Genomic DNA, 18,458 nt, shown 5'->3' with positions numbered 1-18,458 from the left:
GCTCGTCGCTACGGTGTGCCGATGCACGTACGTGAACTCACCGCCGATGACCTCGACGCCGCCTGGGACCTGGGCCGGTTGGCGTTCGGCAACACCTCGGAACGAGCAGCGAGCACGAGGATCGTGGTACCGGGGATGACGCGCTGGGGCGCGTTCGACGACGCCGGTCGGCTCGTCGGTAAGGCCGTCGACCTGCACCACGACCAGTGGTGGTCGGGCCGGGCGGTGCCGGCCGCCGACGTGGCCGGAGTGGCCGTCGCACCCGAGGCCCGGGGCCGTGGCGTGGCCCGGGCCATGCTCACCGCGTTGCTGCGCGGCGCCCGCGAGCGGGGGGCGGCGGTCAGCGCCCTGTACCCGACCGTGGCCGCCCCGTACCGGGCCTGCGGATGGGAGGCCGCCGGGGTGCTGCGCACGCTCAACCTGGCCACCGCCGCGCTGTCCCGGCACCGGCCCGCCACGCATCTGAGCGTGCGGGCCGGCACACCCGCCGATCTGGCCGCCGTCGCCGACCTCTACGAGCAGGTCGCCCGGCACCGCAACGGCATGCTGACGCGCCGGGGGACGCTGTACGACTTCTTCGCCGCCGACGGGGGCCTGCCCGGCGACGGGCTGACCCTCGTCGAGGCCGACGGCGAGCTGGTCGGCTACGCCACCTGGCAGCGGGGCCGGGGCTACGGGGCCGACTCGGTGCTCACCGTCGACGAGGCGCTGGCCACCACCGCCGAGGCGGCCCGGGAACTCGTCGGGGTGCTCGGCAGTTGGGCCAGCGTCGCGCCGACGGTGCGGCTGTGCCCGCTCGACGGGGACGCGGTCAGCGTTCAGCTGCCGCTGGAGTCGGCCCGCGAGCACGAGCGGGACCTGTGGATGCACCGACCGGTGGAGGTGGCCCGCGCGGTGAGCGTGCGGGGGTGGCCGGTCCACGCCCGAGGCGTTGTCGACTTCCACCTCAGCGACCCCCTCGCCGAGTGGAACACCGGCACCTGGCGGTTGGCTGTCGCCGACGGCACCGCCGAGCTGACCCGCGTCGACACCGAGGCCGACCTGTGGCTTCACGTGCGCGGTTTCGCGCTGTTGTACGCCGGGGCGGCGCACGCCCGGTCGGTGGCGCAGGTCGGGCTGCTGCGTAGCGCCGGTGACGCCGACCCGGCCGCCCTGGACCTGCTGGGGGTGGGCGGCCCGGCGCAGCTGCTCGACTACTTCTGACCGGTTCCGCCCCGGCGCTTTCCGACCGGTGCCGCCGACCGGTCAGCCCACCGTCCCACGCGGCGAGACCGGCGCCTGCCCCCGCCAGCACCACCGTCGCCGCGGGGGCGCGGTCAGGCTGGGGTGCTCGCGTTCCCGGCGCCGGTGTGCTCGGTGGCCGCCAGCTCGGCGTTCGCGCGCTGGGTGACCACTGTGAGCACCTGGGCGGCGGCGCTGGCCTCGGCGGGTGGGATGTCCGCGTACAGGCGGGCGCTGATGCCCGCGACGGCGTCGGCGATGCGGGCCTGCACGGCGCGACCGGCGTCGGTGAGCCGTAGCCGGGTCGCGGTGTCCGGGTCGCTCTGGGCGAGGTCCGCGTCGACGAGGGTGGTGAGCACCCGCCGCACCTCCCGCTCGTCGACCTTGAGGGTGCTGGTGATCCGTTGGGTGAGCTGGGCCTGTTCGACGGGGCCGTTGGCGAGGACGTTGAGGGCGAGCAGCTGGTTGAACTCGACGCCGAGGGGAGCGATGGTCTGTTCGAGCAGGGCCCGGGTGGCGTAGTGGGCCTGGCCGATGACCTGGCCGTTGAGGGTGGGAACGGTGGACATGACGCCTCCTTCAATACGTTGGCAGCGCCAACGTTGGTGCAGCCAACGTAACACTCGATCGTGGGTCGCGCCAACGATTCCTGGTAGGCTGCGGCCCATGGATCACGCGGCCCCGCAGTCACCCGCCGGGCTCCACACCACCCCGAGCTGGCTGCTCAATCAGACCGCCAGCCACGCCGGCCGGCTGCTCAGCGAGGGCTTCGCCGCGCACGACCTGCGCGGCTACCACTACCGGCTGCTCGCCACCCTGACCGAGGAGGGGCCCGCGAGCCAGGCCGACCTCGGCCGGCGCTGCGGCATCGACCGCAGCGACGTGGTCGCCACCATCAACGACCTGGCCGGCCGAGGGCTCGTGGTCCGCGCCCCCGACCCGGCCGATCGCCGCCGCAACGTCATCAGCGTCACCGACGCCGGCGCCGACGAGGCGCGCCGGATGGGCGCGACCATCGAGCGTGTGCAGGCCGACCTGCTCGCCCCACTGTCCACCGACGAGCGTGAACAGCTGACCCGACTGCTCACCCGGCTGCTGCGGCACCACAGCCGGCACTGACCCGCCTCAGCGGGCCTCGCGCAGCTCCGCCAGCCGGGCCTCGATCTCGGCCAGCTCGGCGCGCAGCTTCTCGGCCTGCTGCTCCGCCTCGGCCCGCTCGGTGCCGAGGATCTGCTCCACCGCCTCCTGCACCCCCGGCACGTCGACCAGGGCCACCATCTTCAACGCCTCGGCCGGCTTCACCACGTACGGCTTCGCGAGGGCCTTGCTGCCCTGCTGCGCCGCGACGGTCCACTCACCGTCGGCGTACGCCAGGGTCACGGTGAGACCCGCGGGGCCCTTCGGCTTGACGGCCTTGACCGCCCGCCGCGCCGGCGGCTTCTCCGTCTGCTCCACCTTCGGCTCCTCCTGTCGCTGCGCGGGCACCCGCGGCGTGTCCAACACGAACTCCGGCGCGGCCACCGCGGGCGGCGCCTCCGGCTCGGGCTCCGGCTTCGGCTCCACCACCCGACGGCCGGCCCCCTTGGGAGCCACGGCCAGGTCGGCGGGGGAGAACGGCAACTCGTCGCGGCCGAAGCGCACCACCACGAACTCGTCGGACACCTCCGGGTCGGTCAGCTCGATCACCTGGCCGACCTGACCGGCGATCTGCCCCGCCGCCGCGGTGAACACCACCCGTGGCTTACGCCCGGCCGCCAACGCCTCCCGGATGCTCTGCACCTCGCTAGTGGACAAACCCTGGCCGGCATCCATCACAACCCTCTTCCGTACACCTGTTTGATTGCTGTCTTGATATCAGCCGGCTGCGACACCCGCCGCACGGGGCTCACGCCCGCTCAGCCGCCCAGCGCCCGCAGCGCCCGGTCCGCGTGGTCGTTCATGCTCACCTCACTGTGGATCACCTCGATGACCCGCCGGTCGGTGCCGATCACGAACGTCATCCGCTTCGTGCTCAACGCCCCCAACGGCAGCCGCCGCTTCACCCCAAACTGCTGCGCCACCGTGCCGTCCGCATCCGAGAGCAGCGGATAGTCGAACCCGCGCAGCTTCGAGAACTCGGCCTGCTTCGCCACCGGGTCCCGGCTGATGCCCACCCGCGACGCGCCCACCGCCGTGAACTCCGCCGCGAGGTCGCGGAAGTGGCAGCTTTCCTCAGTACACCCGCGGGTCATCGCGCCCGGGTAGAAGAACAGCACCACCGGTCCGTTCGCCAGGAACTCCGACAGTCGTCGCGGCGTGCCCGTCTCATCCGGCAGCTCGAAATCCCGCACCACGTCGCCGACACCCACAGCCGCCACCGCGCACCTCCATCGTCGGATCGACCGCTGCCCGATCGACCGCGCGGTGAGCGTAAGCGATCACCCCCGGAGCGCCGCCACCTCGTCGGCCTGGGCCCGCCCGGCCCGCGCCACCGACGTCGGCGTGCGGACCGGCGCCCGCTGCGTGTGACCCTCCTCTCGACGACCGATCCGCGCCGGTCACGGTAGCGTCGGCCCGTCCCACCCCGACAGCTCTGGAGGCACCGTGGCACCCGTCACCGTCATCACCGGCGGTGGCCGGGGCATCGGCGCGGCCACCGCCCGCCGTCTCGCCCACGCCGGTCACCACATCGCCCTGTGCTACCGCCGCGACCACAGCGCCGCTGACGCCGTCCTGGCCGACCTGCGGGCCGCCGGCGCGCAGGCCATCGCGGTACCGGCCGACACCACCGACCCCGAGCAGGTACACGCCCTGTTCGACGCAGCCGCCGAGCTGGGCCCGCTCACCGGCCTGGTCAACAACGCCGGCGTCACCAGCCTCATCGGGCCCTTCACCGAGCTGCGCGTCGAGGACCTGCGCCGGGTCGTCGACGTCAACCTCGTCGGCTACGTCCTCTGCGCCCAGCAGGCCGCCCGGCGGCTCACCGACGGTGGGACGATCGTCAACGTCTCCTCGGCGGCGGCGACCCTCGGCAGCCCGGGGGAGTACGTGCACTACGCCGCCGTGAAGGCCGCCACCGACACCCTCACCGTCGGCCTGGCCAAGGAGCTCGCGCCCAGGGGCATCCGCGTCAACGCCGTCGCCCCCGGCATCGTGCGTACCGACATCCACGCCGACTCCGGGGTGCCCGACCGGGCCGACTCGGCAGTCGGTCGTATCCCGCTGGGCCGCGCCGGCGAACCCGACGAGATCGCCGCCGCCATCGCCTGGCTGCTCGGCCCGGACGCCTCGTACACCACCGGGACCGTGCTGCGCGTCTCCGGCGGCCTCTGACCGTGCTGCGGGGTGCCGTCGCACGGCACCCCGCACACATCTCAGTGGGTGAACAGCTTCGCCGCGGTGATGACGGTCTGCGCGACCCCGTAGCCGAGCAGCGCCGCCACCACCAACCAGGAAATCCACAACCGGGCCTGCTGCCCGGGACGGCTGTCCTCACTCATCGCGTACCACTCCTCTGCGTCGTCGCGTCCTCGTCCCGGTGCGCCGTCACGTCGGCGCGCTGATCCGCCGGTGGTTCGTGGTAGCGCTGCGGCACCGGCCGGACCAGCAGGTTCGCCACGAAGCCCACCGCCAGCACCCCGACCATCGTGAACAGCGCCGGGCGGTACGCCGCGGCCGTCAGCGAGCCCGGCTCGCCCTGCGCGTCGAGGAACCCGTTGACGATCAGCGGACCCGCGATTCCCGCTGCCGACCAGGCGGTCAGCAGCCGCCCGTGGATCGCGCCGACCTGGAACGTGCCGAACAGGTCACGCAGGTACGCCGGCACCGTCGCGAACCCACCGCCGTAGAACGACAGGATCACGCACGCCAACAGCACGAACAGCGCCGTCGAGGTCTGCCCGACGAGCGCCAGCAGCGCGTACAGCACCATGCCGACACCCAGGTACACCAGGTAGATCGGCTTGCGGCCGATGACGTCCGAGGTCGACGACCACACGAACCGGCCGGCCATGTTGAACAGCGACAGCAGACCCACGAACCCGCCGGCCGCCGCGACGGTCACCGCCGAGGTGCCGTTGTCGCGGAAGAAGTCCTGGATCATCGGGCTGGCCTGTTCCAGGATGCCGATGCCGGCTGTCACGTTGCAGAACAGCACCACCCACAGCAGCCAGAACGAGCGGGTCTTCACCGCGTTCGCCGCCGACACGTTCGCCGTGGTGACCAGCGGCTTCGCCGCCACGCTCGCCGGATCGAAGCCGGCCGGACGCCAGTCCTGCGCCGGCACCCGCACGTTCGCCACCCCGAACATCATGATCACGAAGTAGCCCAGGCCGAGCGTCACGAACAGCCACACCAGGGCGCTGCCCGAGGCCGTCGACCCGGCGTTGGCCGGGTCGTAGCCGGCGTCGTAGAACGACAACAGTTGCCGCGACAGGGGAGAGGCGACCATCGCCCCACCACCGAACCCCATGATCGCCAGCCCGGTGGCCAGGCCCGGCCGGTCCGGGAACCACTTGATCAGGGTGGAGACGGGGGAGATGTAGCCGATGCCCAGGCCGATGCCGCCGAGCAACCCGTAGCCCAGATACAGCAGCCACAGCTGCTTCGTGGCGATGCCCAGCGAACCCACCAGGAAGCCCGCCGCCCAGAAACAGGCCGAGACGAACATGGCCTTGCGCGGCCCGTTCGCCTCCACCCAGGTCCCGGCGACGGCCGCGGACAACCCGAGCATCACGATCGCGATGCTGAAGATCACCCCGATCGCCGTCTGGCTGGTGTCGAAGTGGGCGATCAGGGAGTTCTTGTAGACGCTGGTGGCGTAGACCTGACCGATGCAGAGGTGGATGGCCAACGCCGCCGGGGGGATGAGCCAGCGGCTGTAGCCGGGCGGCGCGACGGTGTGCCGACGATCGAGTGCGGAAAGCATGCGCTGCTTCCTCTCCGATGAGGACGAGAAACGTCGCCCCCAACGTGCCCAGCGCACTCGTGACCGGCAAACCTCACCGTCGCCGGACGGTCGCTCCGCTGAGCTGAGCGGTCAGTCAGCCCCCGGCCGCCGCGGCGTCGACAGCTAACGCAGGTCCGGGACATGCCAGCCGCCGGCCAGCGCGTCCGCGTCCGCCGGACCCCAACTGCCCTTCTCGTACGACTGCACGGGCGACGGCAGATCCAGGATCGGCTCGACGATGCGCCACTCCTGCTCGATCGTCTCGGCCCGCGCGAAGCGCAGGTGCTGCCCGTCCATCGCGTCGTCGAGCAGCCGCTCGTACGCCTCCTGGCGGCGACCGAAGGCCGCACCGAAGTCGACGGACAGGTCCACCGGTCGGCTCGCCACCTCGGCGCCCGGGCTCTTGGCCTGGATCGACATGGTGATGCCGTCACCGCGCCCCAGACGGAAGCGCAGCAGGTTCGCCGCGGTCGCCGTGCCCCGCTCGGCCGGAATCAGCGAACGCTGCGGCTGCTTGAACTCGACCACGACCTCCGTCGCCGTCCCCGGCAGGGACTTGCCGGTACGCAGGTAGAACGGCACACCCGCCCAGCGGGAGGAGTCGACGGTCAACCGGGTCGCCACGAACGTCTCGGTGTTCGAATCCGCCGCCACGCCCGGCTCGTCGCGGTAGCCGGCGTACTGCCCCCGGATGGTGGACCGCGGCGACAGCGGCGCGATCTGCCGCAGCACCGCGGCCTCCGCCTTCCGGAACGCCACGGTGTCCTCGCTGGCCGGCGCCTCCATCGCGATGAGCGCGACGACCTGCAGGATGTGGTTCTGCAGCACGTCCCGGGTCGCGCCCACCGTGTCATAGAAGCCGGCCCGGCCCTGCGTGCCGAAGCCCTCGGCGAGGGTGACCTGGATGTTGTCGATGTGCTCGTTGTTCCACAACGGCTCGAACAGCCGGTTGGCGAACCGGAAGGCGTAGAGCCCCTCGACGGCTTCCTTGCCGAGGTAGTGGTCGATGCGGAACACCCGCTCCGGCGCGAAGGCCGCGCCCAGCGTGCGATCCAGCTCGCGGGAGGACTCCAGGTCACGCCCGAACGGCTTCTCCACGATCACCCGACCCCGGTCGGCCAGACCCACGGCCGCCAGGCCCTCGACGACGGAGCCGAACACCGCCGGAGGGATCGCCAGGTAGAAGACCGGCCGCTCGGCGTCGCGCAGCCGCTCAGCCAGCCGCTGGTACGTTGCCGGGTCCGCGTAGTTGCCGGAGAGCATCGAGAGGTTGTCCGCGAGCCGGTCGAAGGTCTCGTCGTCGATCTCGTCGTTGGCCTCGGTGACCGACTTGCGCGCCATGGTGACCAGTTGCTGATCATCCCAGGGGGAGCGGGCCACGCCGATCACCGGGACGTCGAGGCGGTCGCGCCGGGTCAACTCGTACAGCGCCGGGAACAGCTTCTTCGAGACGAGATCTCCCGTGACGCCGAACAGCACTACCGCGTCTGAGCGCATGTGCATGGCACTTCCATTCGATCATGTGCTTCTGATCTTCCGAACGGACAACGGCACGACCCGCCGCGGGAATTCCCCCGCGAGCGGCACACGTGAGGTGGGCGACAACGCTGTCTCGACACGCCCTTATGTTAAGGAAGGTTTACAGTACAGGCAGGGCGCCGGTAGCCTGCGACTCTAATCGACCAAGGTCGATCATGACGAGGCCTGGAGGTACCGTGCGCCGCCGACACACCACACGGCTGCTGGCCATAGCCGCACTCGCGCTACCACTCACCCTGCCCGCCACACCCGCCCCCGCCGCCGCACCCACCACACCAACCCGGCAGCTCACCGACGTCATCCCCGCACCCGTCGAAACCCGACCCGACGCACACAACACCTTCCGGATCACCCCGCTGACCGTCATCCGCACCACCCCCGGCTCCACCGCCGCCCGGCAGATCGGCCACCAACTCGCCACCACCCTGCGCCCCGCCACCGGCCACCCCCTGCCCGTCCTGCCCGTACGCTCCACCCCGCTACCCGAGATCGCCCTGCTCATCGAGGGCACCGACGACCGCATCGGCCAGCAGGGCTACCAACTCGACGTCACCCGCCGCGGCATCACCATCCGCGCCACCACCCCCGCCGGCCTGTTCGCCGGCACCCAGACACTGCGCCAACTGCTCCCCGCCCAGATCGAGGCACCCGACCGGCAGCGCATCACCTGGACCGTCCCCGGCGGACGAATCATCGACTACCCACGCTTCGCCTACCGGGGCGCGATGCTCGACCTCGCCCGGCACTTCCACACAGTGGACGACATCACCGCCTACGTGGACCTGCTCAGCCAGTACAAAATCAACTACCTGCACCTGCACCTGACCGACGACCAGGGCTGGCGCATCCAGATCGACTCCTGGCCCCGCCTCACCACCGTCGGCGGCGGACCCGGCACCGGAGTCGACGGCGCCGGCCCCGGATACCTCACCAAGGCCGACTACCAGGCCGTCGTCGCCTACGCCGCCGCGCGACACATCACGATCATCCCCGAGATCGACATGCCCGGGCACACCAACGCCGCCCAGTCGACATACCCCGAACTCAACTGCGACGGCGTCGCACCGCCCCCGCGCACCGACATGGCGGTCGGCTACAGCTCCCTGTGCATCAACGACGAACTCACCTACCGGTTCGTCGAGGACGTCATCCGCGAAGTCGCCGCCATCACCCCCGGACCGTTCCTGCACATCGGCGGCGACGAAGCCCACGCGACCACCGACGAGGACTACCGCACCTTCATGAACCGGGTCCTGCCCCTGGTCGCCAAGTACGGCAAACGCGCCTCCGGATGGAACGAGATCACCCAGGCCGACCCGCCCACCGACGCGGTCGCCCAGTTCTGGGGCACCGGCACCACCAACGCCAGCCTCGCCGCGGCCGCCGCCCGTGGCAACAAAATCATCATGTCCCCGGCCAACAAGGCCTACCTGGACATGAAGTACGACGCCAACACCCGCCTCGGCCTCCGCTGGGCCGGCCTGATCGAGGTGTCCGACGCGTACGGCTGGGACCCCGTCACCCGGGTCACCGGCGTCGGCGAGAACGCCATCCTCGGCGTCGAGGCCCCCCTGTGGTCCGAGACCCTGCGCACCCTCGACGACATCGAATACATGGCCTTCCCCCGCCTGCCCGCCATCGCCGAACTCGGCTGGTCCACCTCCGCCAGCCACGACTGGGAATCGTTCCGCACCCGGCTGGGGGAGCAGGCACCCCGCTGGCGACTGCAACAGGTCGACTTCTACCCGTCCCCACAGGTGCCCTGGCTCTGAGCCGTACCGTCGCACGATGTTCGTGGGCACCGGCCAACCCGGCCGGTGCCCATGCACGATCGCGGGCCGGTAACCGCCCATGAGACGGTGGAGCACACAGCCGTCTCCAGCAAGGACCCACCATGCACCTGGCGTACGACCAGTCAGCGGACACCGGAGCAGCGGTGGTGTGCCTACCCATGTTCAGCACCAGCCGCGCCGCCACCGCCACCGCGTTGCGCCCCGCCCTCGCCGGCACGGGCCTCCGCGAGATCTACCTGGACCTGCCCGGCCACGGAGACACCCCCGCGCACTGCCCACCCACCTCCCAGGCGGTCCTGACACCGTCTGCGCCTGGCTCGACCACCACGTCGACACGCCGGTCCTGCTCGACGCCGCCCCCACCGCCCTGCACGCACACCTCGACGCCGCCCTGGGCCACCGCACCCCGGCCGTCGTCGCGACGGTGCTCGCCGCACTGGACCCCGGCGGCCCCGGCGATCCGACCTTCCAACAGGAACTCCAGACCGGGCCCGACTACGCGCTACCCGACGAGGACGCCGACGTCGTCTTCGACGGCCCGGTCAGCGTGATCACCGGCCGACAGGACCGAATCGTCGGCTACGCCGACCAGGTCCGCGCCATGCGCCGCTACCCGCGCGGCACCTACACGGTGATCGGCGCGGCCGGGCACTACCTGCCGTACGAACAACCCGCCCTGCTGCGATCGCTCACCCAGGACTGGCTACACCGCACCCGAGACTGAGACGCGTCAGTGGGGGAGCGGACCCCGCCCACGAGGTCACAGGGTTCGCTCAGCCTCCAGTCACTCACCCGAAGCGTTTGATGCGCACCCCTTCCGGGCGCGGAGTGTCGGCCAGCTCAACGCCTTGCGAGAGATGCACAGTCATTCGTTTTCCGTGTAGCGGTGTCAGGTCGAGTCCCGGCACCGACTCCCAGATCCAGAGATGTTTCAGCTCCGTCAGGCCGGCGAGCGGAGTGAGATCAAACAAGTGGTAGCTGTCGCGGAGAGTCAGCCAGTTAAGCCGGGACAGCCCGGCCAACGGACTCAAGTCGGTGACAAGCGCATCTTCGATCACAAGGCTGGTCAGAGTGTCGATCGAGGCCAGCGCGGACAGGTCCGTAAGCCATGCGCAGGAGCTGATCAACAGGTACGTAACCTTGTTCAGGCTACGGAGTTGATCAGCCAGTCCGCGGATACCTCCGGACGGCTCATCGTCGGCGTACAGCGCGAGCTGTGTCAGGTTGCGCAGAGGATCGAGCATCGCCGGATCCCACCCCGGGGCAGGTCTGATATTGAGTGATGTCAGCTCGGTGAGGTTGGCCAGGAGATTTCCGCTGACCGTCACACCACTCAGGATGAGCACCTCCAGTTGCGTCATCCGGGTGAGGGCGGTGAGGTCCTGGTCGGGGGCAATGCCCCACAAGACCACGTCAGTAAGGTCGGGCAGCGCTTGCAGCGCGGCTAGGTCCACCCGTTGCCCGTCGACGTCCAGATCGAGGGCGCGCAGACCGAGGTGCCTGGCCAGATGCTCCAAGCCCCCATCGAACCCGCTTCTGAGACGCACCTCGGTCAGGTGCGGCACGTCCGACAGTTGGCCTAGTTCAACCTTCTCGTCGCTGCGGATGACCGTCCTGGCGAGGTGGCGCAGCCGGGGCAGCGCGGGGAGCAGGGCTGCGCTGCGGATCGTCACCTCGCCACCCTCAAGAGGGGCGTCGGCGAGGACCCGGTCGGCGTAGTCGGTGGGGTCGAAGTACTCCCACGCCGTGATGAGCTGCTGCTGCACGCGAGGTCGCGGGTCGGTGCCGTAGCGGGCGAGGGTGGCAAGCGCATCGGGACCATTGACCAGCGCCACAGCCCTGACCGTCGCGGCGGCCTGGGCCTCACTCAACGTGCTGAGATCGGCCGGCAGCTCGGCGAGCAGCGGTTCTCCGACGGCCGCCAGGGACCGGGCTTCGGCGACGGACCGGGGCAGCAGCTCACGCAGGTGGGAACGGATCCGGCCGAGGACTTCCGGCTCGACCGCTGGCGCGGTTTCCAGGCACGCCGCAGCGAGCAGCCGCAACCTGCGGGCCTGCTTCGGTCGCTCGGCGGCGAGCGTGAGCAGACCGGCGAGGAGCTGCCTGCGGACCGGCGCGTTGGCGTGACCGGCGGCCAGAATGATGGTTTCGCGCCAGGTGTCGAGGTGGGCGTGCTCAAGCAGGGCACCGGTGTGCCCCTGGTCGGCGGCCTCCCGGGCAGCCAGGTATTCCTGAAAGGTGCGATGGACGAAGTCGATGCGGTCGGGCACCGGCTCACGCAAAACCCCACTGCGTTGGATCATGTGCTCGAGCACTGCGGCGACGGGAGCGGTGATGTGCCGGATCCCGGCCAACCGATGCGCGAAGCGCTGCGTCGCTTCGGCGCGGGTGAGTTCGGTGCGGCTGTTCTGGGTCATCCACCAGGCGACCTCCTGCAACAGCTGCGCCTGGTCGCGGCTGGTCAGTTCCGGCAGCGCGGTGGGGACGCCACGTTGCGAGTCGCGGCGGTGCAGCAGCATGTCGATGGCAGCCTGGTAGATGTCCATCCGGTTGCGGGGCAGGTTGCTGTCCCGGTCCAGGTTCAGTGCGCACAGCATCGCGCAGAGCAGCGGGCTGCCGGCGAGGTTCTGCAGGTGGGCGCTGCCGTCGAGTTGGGCGAGCAGCCGTTGTTCGTAACCGGGCAGCAGATGGGGTTCGCAGGGCAGGTCGGCGGCCCGCCGGACGGCCTCGTGCCAGTGCCGGATCAGCGCCTTGACGTCGGCCGGCCCCATCCGCTCCAGAAACACCGAGGTGAACCCTTCGGTGTCCAGCCAGCGGGCGGACGCCGCAGCCGGCCGGGAGGTGACCACGACCCGCAGGTCGGGGTACGCGGACAGCAGGCCGTGCAGCCAGTCGCGGACCGTCCGCCGTTGGCCCTCGGGCACCTCGTCGACGCCGTCGACCAACAGGATCGCCCCGGTGCCGAGTTGGCGGTGCACCCAGCCGGGAGGCATCAGCCCGGCGATCGTGGCCGCGATCAGGTCGAGGAACCGTTCCGGGGGAGGCAACGGCTGCGCGACGTGGTCACGCAGCCGGATCAGGAACGGGGTACGCCCGTTCCAGGTGTCGAGTTCTCCGGTGAACCCGTGCCGGGCCGCGGTGACCGCGATCCACTGCATGAGAGTGGTCTTGCCGGAGCCGGCGTCACCACGCAGCAGGACCCGTGCCGCGTCGCCAAGGGCCTGCTCGGCCCGCACCGAAGCGCTGTCACCACCACCGCCGTCGGAGCGCAGCAGGCCGGGACCCCAGCGGAACCCACCGCGGCGCAGGCCACGGGTGGTGCCGCCGGTGACGGCCAGGCTGATGTACGCGATGCTCAACGGCGTACGCAACCGGTAGCGGTGCACGTCGACGCCGAACAGTTCCAGATGATCCAGCACGGTGAGCAGGTGGGCCAGGTACCGGGTCCGGAACTGGGCGTCATGACTGGTCCCGGTCGGGGCGTCCAGACTGGTCACCGGCAGCCGGGCCAGGACCTGGGTCAGGCTGTCGGCCACCGCGGACAGCCGTTCCAGGGTCTGCACGGTGGCGCGACCCTGGAACGGGGGGAGTTGCACCACCAACTGGGTCAGGCAGGTGCAGCACTCGTCGAGGACCCGCCCGTACAGGTGTGCTGCCGCCTCGCTCAGACCCGCCCGCGCGGGAACGTCGGGCAGTTGCCGGCGCAGTCGGGTGGCCATCAGCGCGGGGTCGACGTCGTCGGCGAACACTGCGGCGTCGGACAGGTCCGCGTCGCGCAGCGTGTCGGCCACCGCGTTCAGGGCGGCGGCGATCTCGTTGTCGGGAAGCGCCGGCTCCCGGCGACGAACCAGCGGCTGCAGGCGTTCGTAGACGGTGTCGACGATGTCGTCCAACCGCCGGCCCGCCCGGCGCAGGCCGAGGTCATCGGTGATCCCGGAACCGATCAGCTCGATCAGCGGCGTCTCACGTTCCCGGTGTTCGCGGCGGCGTCCCAGCCACCGTTTCACCGCCGGTGTCACCACCGAGCCGGCCAGGCGCAGCAACGCCGTCTCGACCATCCCCACGCCGCGTCTCCTCCTGGTCTGCTGTGAGGTCTGACTGGTGCGCGTGCCAACAGTTCCCGAGACAGCGACCACTGATGAAGCTACGTCGTGCGGAGATTCACGGCTGTCCCCTGTCCAGCCGTTTCCGCAGCGATTCGATAATGCACATTATGTAAAGTAAGCCGTTCCGGCGGTCCCCTGGACAGGGGGGCAGTCGCGCGTCAGCCCGGGCGGGCACGCGTCCTCGTCGGGGTCCACGAGGCGGGCGTTGACCAGCGGATCACTCAGCAGTCCCGCGAGCATGTCGGCGCTGGCGCCGATGTCGGTCCAGGTGTCGTCCCACAGTGCGGAGACGAGCCAGGAGCGGTCCGCCGGGAAGAACAGGTCGGGCAACGCCCCGTCGCCGCGCAGGTGCCCGGTACGCCAGGTGAGAGCCTGCTCGGGTCCCGCCTCGACCAGCAGGTAGGACCACCCCCAGTAGAGGGTCACCGTCGCCGCGCCCGGGAAGACGATGTCGTGCGCCCCGGTGTCGAGGTAGCCCAGCCACCACTGTTGTTCCGGGGTACGCGCTGCCAGCTCGGCGACGACGGCACGTTCGTGGACGTCGACACCGACGCCGTCCGGCGGGTGGAAGGTGGCGTACGCCTCGAAGACCGGCGGGATGGCGGCGGTGACCGACGGGCCGTGTGTGGTGTGGCCGGCGATCCAGGCGACGTCGTCGGCTGTCCCGATCCGCCAGCTCCGGCCGTCCCTGTGCACCCGGCCGGGGTGCGCCCGGGCTGGCGGCTCGCTCGCGCTCAGCCGTCCGGGAACGGCGGCGGGCGACGGGTACGGCGTCCAGCCGGGTCGGCCGGTGCTCGACCACCGGTGCCCCGCCGGGCATCCCCAGGCGGTGGGCTCGGCGGAATCCTCGTACCAGACGGGGCTGCCTCGTCGCCCGCACCGCGGGCAGGTGGCGGCCGGCCTCATGCCCGGCACGATACGGCCTCATGCCCCCTCTCCCCCCGCTTCCCGGGAACGCGAAAATGCTGCATAATATCCCTTATGCATGACAAAAAGGACGAATCGCTCGGGGTGCTGATCGAGGAGTTCCTGACCGCTCGCGCCACCGGCAAGCCCTCCCCCCACACCCTGGCTGCCTACCGTCGGGACCTGTACGCGGTGGCCGCCCTGATTGCCGACGGTGACGCCACTCCCCTCCCCCTCGACGAGCTGTCGATCACCGACCTCTCCCCCCGCGTCATGCGGGCGGCCTTCGCCCGGTTCGCCGCCCCCCGGGCACCCGCGTCGGTGCACCGGGCCTGGTCCACCTGGAACAGTTTCTTCACCTTCCTGGTCGCCGACGGGGTGGTGGCGGGCAACCCGATGCCGGCGGTCGGGCGACCCCGGGCGCTCCTCCCCCAGCCGAAGCCGCTGCGCGGCGCGGACACCCCCGAGGTGCTGCTCGCGGCGGTCGCCCGCGACGACGGTCGGCAGCGTGACCCGTGGCCGGAACGGGACGTGGCGGTGCTGGCGGTGGCGCTGTGCGCGGGGCTGCGGCTGTCGGAGCTGCTGGCGTTGCGGGTCGGCTCGTTGGCGGGTCGGCCTGGTGAGCGGCGCATCGAGGTGCTCGGCAAGGGTGGGCGGCCCCGGGTGGTGCCGATCGAGGCGGACCTGGACCGGGTGCTGCGGGACTACCTGGACAGTCGGGTGCGGCGCTTCGGTTCGCGGTCGGTGCGGCCGGACTCGGCGTTGCTGGTGGATCGGCGTGGTGAGCCGCTGCGCCGGGGTGGGTTGCAGTATCTGGTGGAGTCGTGTTTTCGGCGGGCGGGCGTCGGTGACCGGGTGCCGCGGGGAGCGCGGTTGCACGCGTTGCGGCACACCTTCGCGACCCGGTTGGCCGAGGACGGGGCGAGCGCGGCGGAGATCATGCGGTTGTTGGGGCACGCGTCGTTGGCGTCGTCGCAGACGTACATCGAGGTGACGGCCGTTCAGCAGCGCGACGCGGTGCGGGCCAACCGCACCAACCGGGCGTTGGCCGCGCTGGTGCCGGTGCGGGAGGAGCGGTGAGCGCGGTCAGTGGGCCCGCTCGTCGGTGTCGCCGGCGGTTTTGGGCAGTGCGCCGAGGACCGCGTTGATGATGTGGATGCGGGCGTTGGTGGCCCGGTAGTCGGCGCACACGGCGTCGGCCCGGTCGGCGAGGCGGGCGGTGGGTCCGGTGCGGGTGACGGTGACGGTGGTGCCGTCGAGGGTGGTGGTGGTGCCGGCGTTCACCAGGTCGTCGATGGTGTGGGTTCCGGTGATCAGGTGTGCCTTGAGCAGGGTGCGTAGCTGGTCGGTGTGGCGGGTCATCAGGTCGTCCCAGTTGTCCTCGGAGAACATGGCGGCGAAGGCGTCGTCGGAGGGCGCGAGGATGGTGACGTCGGTGCCGGTGGGCAGGGCGGCGAGGGCGCCGCTGGTGCGCAGGGCCGCTTCGAACGTGGTGAGGGTGGGGATCCACCGCAGTGCCTGGTCGACGGGTTGGCCGGCGAGGAAGCTCGGGTTGCCGGGGTCGGTGCCGGTGGGCAGGGCGGCGCAGAGCGGCCCGGTGACCTGGGCGGCGCTGGTGTTGTCGCGCGGTGGCTTCGGGTCTGTTGTGGCGGTGCAGGCGACCGGGGTCAGCAGCAGGGCCACGGCAACCAGGTGCAGAGCGCGGGACGGGTGCGACACGGCGGGCTCCACGGGTCGGGGTTGGGGGGTGGGGTGTGCCGGCGGTGCGGGGCGTGGTGGCCTCGCACCGCCGGCACGCCGGCTCGGCTAGCTGGTGGTCACAGTGCCGCGCACTGGTTGGTGCGCGGGCCGTTCACGGTGTTGGCGACGCCGAGGTTGGTCGGGGCGGTGCTGTTCGCGGTGCAGGTGAGCGGGCCGCGGATGGTGTTGCCGGCGAGCAGTGCTGCGGTGGTGCCGGTGGTGTTGCCGGTGAGGCTGGCCGGGCCGGCGATGGTGACGTCGATGATGGAGATCGCGTCGGTGGTGGTGATCTGCAGCGGGCCGTTGACGGTGCTGTCGGCGAGGACGACGCCGGCGGCGCGGTTGGCGCTGACGGGTCCGCTGATTGTCGTTGCGGTCGCGACGAGTGCCGCGCCGGGCTGGACGGTGATGGGGCCGTTGATGGTGGCGTCGGCGGCGCAGGTGAAGCCGGTGACGGTCAGTGGTCCGTTGCGTCGGCCGGTGAGGGTGGGGTAGACGCGTTCGCCGTCGGTCAGCTTCTCGACGCCCTGGGTGTCGAGAAGCAGCGGGATGAGGCCGCGTTCGGGCTGGTTGAGAGGGACGTACCAGCCGTCGTTGGTCTTGATGACCTGCCAGCCGTGTGCGGCGATGCGCTGGGCGACGGTGGTGCCGATGCCGCCTGGTCCGTCGGTGCGTGCGCCGTTGTACTGCTCGTCGGTGAGCTTGTAGGCGCAGGGGGCGTTGTCGAGGATGAGGTCGGCGCGGGGGGCGTCGAGCGGCGGCGGGCTGTCGCCGGGGTGCGGGGCGGGGTGGGCGGGGATGGGTCGGGAGCCGCGGAAGACCAGGCGGCCGGTGTTGGCGGCCTGGATTTCGATGGACTCGGCGCGGGAGGTGAGGATGTCGTTGCGGTCGGCGCGGTGGTAGTCCAGGAACTGGTGGAAGGTCCACAGGGCCGAGTAGGTCTTGCGGCGTCGGTTGTTGGCGGTGTTGCCCTCGTCGGGTCGGGTCTGTCCGCCGGAGCTGCGCAGTTCCAGCAGGGAGTTGGCGACGTTCTTGAGGCCGAGGGTGTTGCGCAGGATGGTTTCCTCGCTGAGGCCGACGTTGCCGCCGCCTTCGCAGCCGTAGGGGCAGGCCCACCAGCCGGCTTCGGCGCCCTTGGTGTACATGTGGCCTTCGATCATGTCCTGGGACTGGTCGAAGATGGGTTGGGCGACGTTCTGGTGTCGGGGTGGCAGCATCGGCAGGTCGCCGGCGCGGGAGTTGCCGTACTCGTGGCCGTCGTAGCCGGCGACGGGTCGGTAGTCGCGGACCATCTTGATGTACGCGGCGGTCTCCGGCTGACGGATGAGCGAGTAGTCGCGGTTGAGGTCCTGGCCGGTGGAGTTGCCGCGGGTGTTGGCGGCGCGGCCGTCGCCGTTGATGGTGGGGACGATCAGGACGGTGGTGTGGCTGAGCAGGTCGGTGATGCGGGGGTCGGTGCTGAAGGCGAGTTGCCGGGCCATGATGAGGCAGGCTTCGCGGTCGCCCGGTTCGTTGCCGTGCACGTTGCAGTTGATGGCCACTGGTGCGGTGGCGGCGACGGCCTCCGGGGTGGTCGCGGGGGTGGGGTAACCGATGACCAGCATGTTGATCGGTCGGTTCTGGACGGTGCGGCCGAGTTCGACGACGCGGACGCGGTCGCTGAGGGCGTCGATGGCGGCGGTGTAGGCGTACTCGTCGGTGTCGCTGGTGTACTGGGCGGCGTGGGCGGTTTCCCACTGGGTGCGCAGTTGCTCGCCGGGGGTGTCGGGGTTGCCCCAGGGTGCGGTGGTGGTGGCGACGACCGGGTCGGAGTAGGGCTGTTCGGTGGTGCCGGTGCGGGCGCGTACCCGCCACTGGAAGGTGTCGCCGGGGTTGAATCCGGCGTCGGCGAAGGTGGGTGCCTGTTGGTTGATCTGGCGGTTGGGGCGCCAGATGCCGACGATGGTGGGTGCGCCGGTGGGGGTGCCGGTGGCGTCGACGGCGGTGCGTTCGATCTGGTAGTCGGTTGCCCCGTCGACGGGTTGCCAGGCGAGGGTGGCGTACCCGTCGGCCTGGCGGATGGTGAGGTTGGTGACCTGGTTGGGTGCTGCCGCGCTCTGGGCGTTGGCGGGGGTGGGTGCGGTGGTCAGGGTGAGGGTGAGGAGTGTGGCTACGGCGATCGCTAGGGGTCGCTGGTGTCGCATGTGGCCTCCGACTAGTTGATCGTGGCGCGATTCGATCAGCATG

Annotated in this window: 16 protein-coding genes; 6 read left to right on the top strand and 10 right to left on the bottom strand. The window is 71.0% G+C overall.

Going from position 1 to position 18,458, the window contains the following annotated elements:
- Window positions 1–21: 21 nt before the first annotated feature.
- The gene (locus QCZ28_RS06170) at window positions 22–1,203 is read left to right on the top strand and encodes a GNAT family N-acetyltransferase (protein ID WP_279515627.1); all 1,182 of its coding nucleotides are present in this window, start codon (window positions 22–24) and stop codon (window positions 1,201–1,203) included.
- A gap of 113 nt (window positions 1,204–1,316) precedes the next feature.
- On the opposite strand, the gene QCZ28_RS06165 is transcribed toward QCZ28_RS06170, so the two are convergent.
- Window positions 1,317–1,790 (bottom strand): hypothetical protein, encoded by a 474-nt coding sequence (locus QCZ28_RS06165; protein ID WP_279515626.1) that lies wholly within the window; start codon window positions 1,788–1,790, stop codon window positions 1,317–1,319.
- A gap of 97 nt (window positions 1,791–1,887) precedes the next feature.
- Between QCZ28_RS06165 and QCZ28_RS06160 the strand changes: the two genes are divergently transcribed.
- Complete coding sequence (locus QCZ28_RS06160) at window positions 1,888–2,340, top strand: MarR family transcriptional regulator (RefSeq protein WP_279515625.1); 453 nt, start codon at window positions 1,888–1,890, stop codon at window positions 2,338–2,340.
- 6 nt (window positions 2,341–2,346) lie between these two features.
- On the opposite strand, the gene QCZ28_RS06155 is transcribed toward QCZ28_RS06160, so the two are convergent.
- Complete coding sequence (locus tag QCZ28_RS06155; protein WP_279515624.1) at window positions 2,347–3,033, bottom strand: hypothetical protein; 687 nt, start codon at window positions 3,031–3,033, stop codon at window positions 2,347–2,349.
- An 83-nt stretch (window positions 3,034–3,116) separates the two neighbouring features.
- Window positions 3,117–3,578 (bottom strand): peroxiredoxin, encoded by a 462-nt coding sequence (locus tag QCZ28_RS06150; RefSeq protein WP_279515623.1) that lies wholly within the window; start codon window positions 3,576–3,578, stop codon window positions 3,117–3,119.
- 226 nt (window positions 3,579–3,804) lie between these two features.
- Here QCZ28_RS06150 and QCZ28_RS06145 point away from each other — a divergent pair, with 226 nt between their 5' ends.
- Window positions 3,805–4,533, top strand: a complete 729-nt coding sequence (locus QCZ28_RS06145) for an SDR family oxidoreductase (RefSeq protein ID WP_279515622.1) — start codon at window positions 3,805–3,807, stop codon at window positions 4,531–4,533.
- Window positions 4,534–4,574: 41 nt separating this feature from the next.
- On the opposite strand, the gene QCZ28_RS06140 is transcribed toward QCZ28_RS06145, so the two are convergent.
- From QCZ28_RS06140 to zwf, 3 genes are all read right to left on the bottom strand, one after another.
- Complete coding sequence (locus tag QCZ28_RS06140; RefSeq protein ID WP_256443348.1) at window positions 4,575–4,700, bottom strand: hypothetical protein; 126 nt, start codon at window positions 4,698–4,700, stop codon at window positions 4,575–4,577.
- Complete coding sequence (locus QCZ28_RS06135; RefSeq protein WP_279515621.1) at window positions 4,697–6,127, bottom strand: OFA family MFS transporter; 1,431 nt, start codon at window positions 6,125–6,127, stop codon at window positions 4,697–4,699. Before QCZ28_RS06135 ends, QCZ28_RS06140 begins: the two co-directional genes overlap by 4 nt.
- 144 nt (window positions 6,128–6,271) lie before the next feature.
- Window positions 6,272–7,651, bottom strand: coding sequence for a glucose-6-phosphate dehydrogenase (zwf, locus tag QCZ28_RS06130; protein WP_279515620.1), 1,380 nt, complete (start codon window positions 7,649–7,651; stop codon window positions 6,272–6,274).
- Window positions 7,652–7,842: 191 nt separating this feature from the next.
- Here zwf and QCZ28_RS06125 point away from each other — a divergent pair, with 191 nt between their 5' ends.
- Both QCZ28_RS06125 and QCZ28_RS06120 read left to right on the top strand, forming a co-directional pair.
- Window positions 7,843–9,459: a beta-N-acetylhexosaminidase gene (locus tag QCZ28_RS06125; protein WP_279515619.1), complete on the top strand. Its 1,617-nt coding sequence runs from the start codon at window positions 7,843–7,845 to the stop codon at window positions 9,457–9,459.
- 445 nt (window positions 9,460–9,904) lie between these two features.
- Entirely contained in the window at window positions 9,905–10,204 is a 300-nt protein-coding gene (locus QCZ28_RS06120; protein WP_279515618.1) for an alpha/beta hydrolase, read from the top strand.
- Between the two features lie 64 nt (window positions 10,205–10,268).
- Here the strand turns inward: QCZ28_RS06120 and QCZ28_RS06115 are convergent, their stop codons facing one another.
- The gene (locus tag QCZ28_RS06115; protein WP_279515847.1) at window positions 10,269–13,538 is read right to left on the bottom strand and encodes an NACHT domain-containing protein; all 3,270 of its coding nucleotides are present in this window, start codon (window positions 13,536–13,538) and stop codon (window positions 10,269–10,271) included.
- Window positions 13,539–13,691: 153 nt separating this feature from the next.
- Complete coding sequence (locus tag QCZ28_RS06110) at window positions 13,692–14,492, bottom strand: hypothetical protein (RefSeq protein ID WP_279515617.1); 801 nt, start codon at window positions 14,490–14,492, stop codon at window positions 13,692–13,694.
- A gap of 75 nt (window positions 14,493–14,567) precedes the next feature.
- Between QCZ28_RS06110 and QCZ28_RS06105 the strand changes: the two genes are divergently transcribed.
- Window positions 14,568–15,572: a tyrosine-type recombinase/integrase gene (locus tag QCZ28_RS06105; RefSeq protein WP_279515616.1), complete on the top strand. Its 1,005-nt coding sequence runs from the start codon at window positions 14,568–14,570 to the stop codon at window positions 15,570–15,572.
- Between the two features lie 6 nt (window positions 15,573–15,578).
- Here QCZ28_RS06105 and QCZ28_RS06100 read toward each other — a convergent pair whose 3' ends face one another.
- Both QCZ28_RS06100 and QCZ28_RS06095 read right to left on the bottom strand, forming a co-directional pair.
- Entirely contained in the window at window positions 15,579–16,211 is a 633-nt protein-coding gene (locus QCZ28_RS06100) for a fasciclin domain-containing protein (RefSeq protein ID WP_279515615.1), read from the bottom strand.
- Between the two features lie 98 nt (window positions 16,212–16,309).
- The gene (locus QCZ28_RS06095; RefSeq protein ID WP_279515614.1) at window positions 16,310–18,415 is read right to left on the bottom strand and encodes a M14 family zinc carboxypeptidase; all 2,106 of its coding nucleotides are present in this window, start codon (window positions 18,413–18,415) and stop codon (window positions 16,310–16,312) included.
- Window positions 18,416–18,458: the final 43 nt, after the last annotated feature.

This window comes from Micromonospora sp. DH14, from assembly GCF_029809455.1.
In the GTDB taxonomy this organism is placed as follows: Bacteria; Actinomycetota; Actinomycetes; order Mycobacteriales; family Micromonosporaceae; genus Micromonospora; species Micromonospora parva.
Note: the sequence above shows the minus strand (reverse complement) of the source record. Positions and strands in the feature narration are given on the sequence as shown.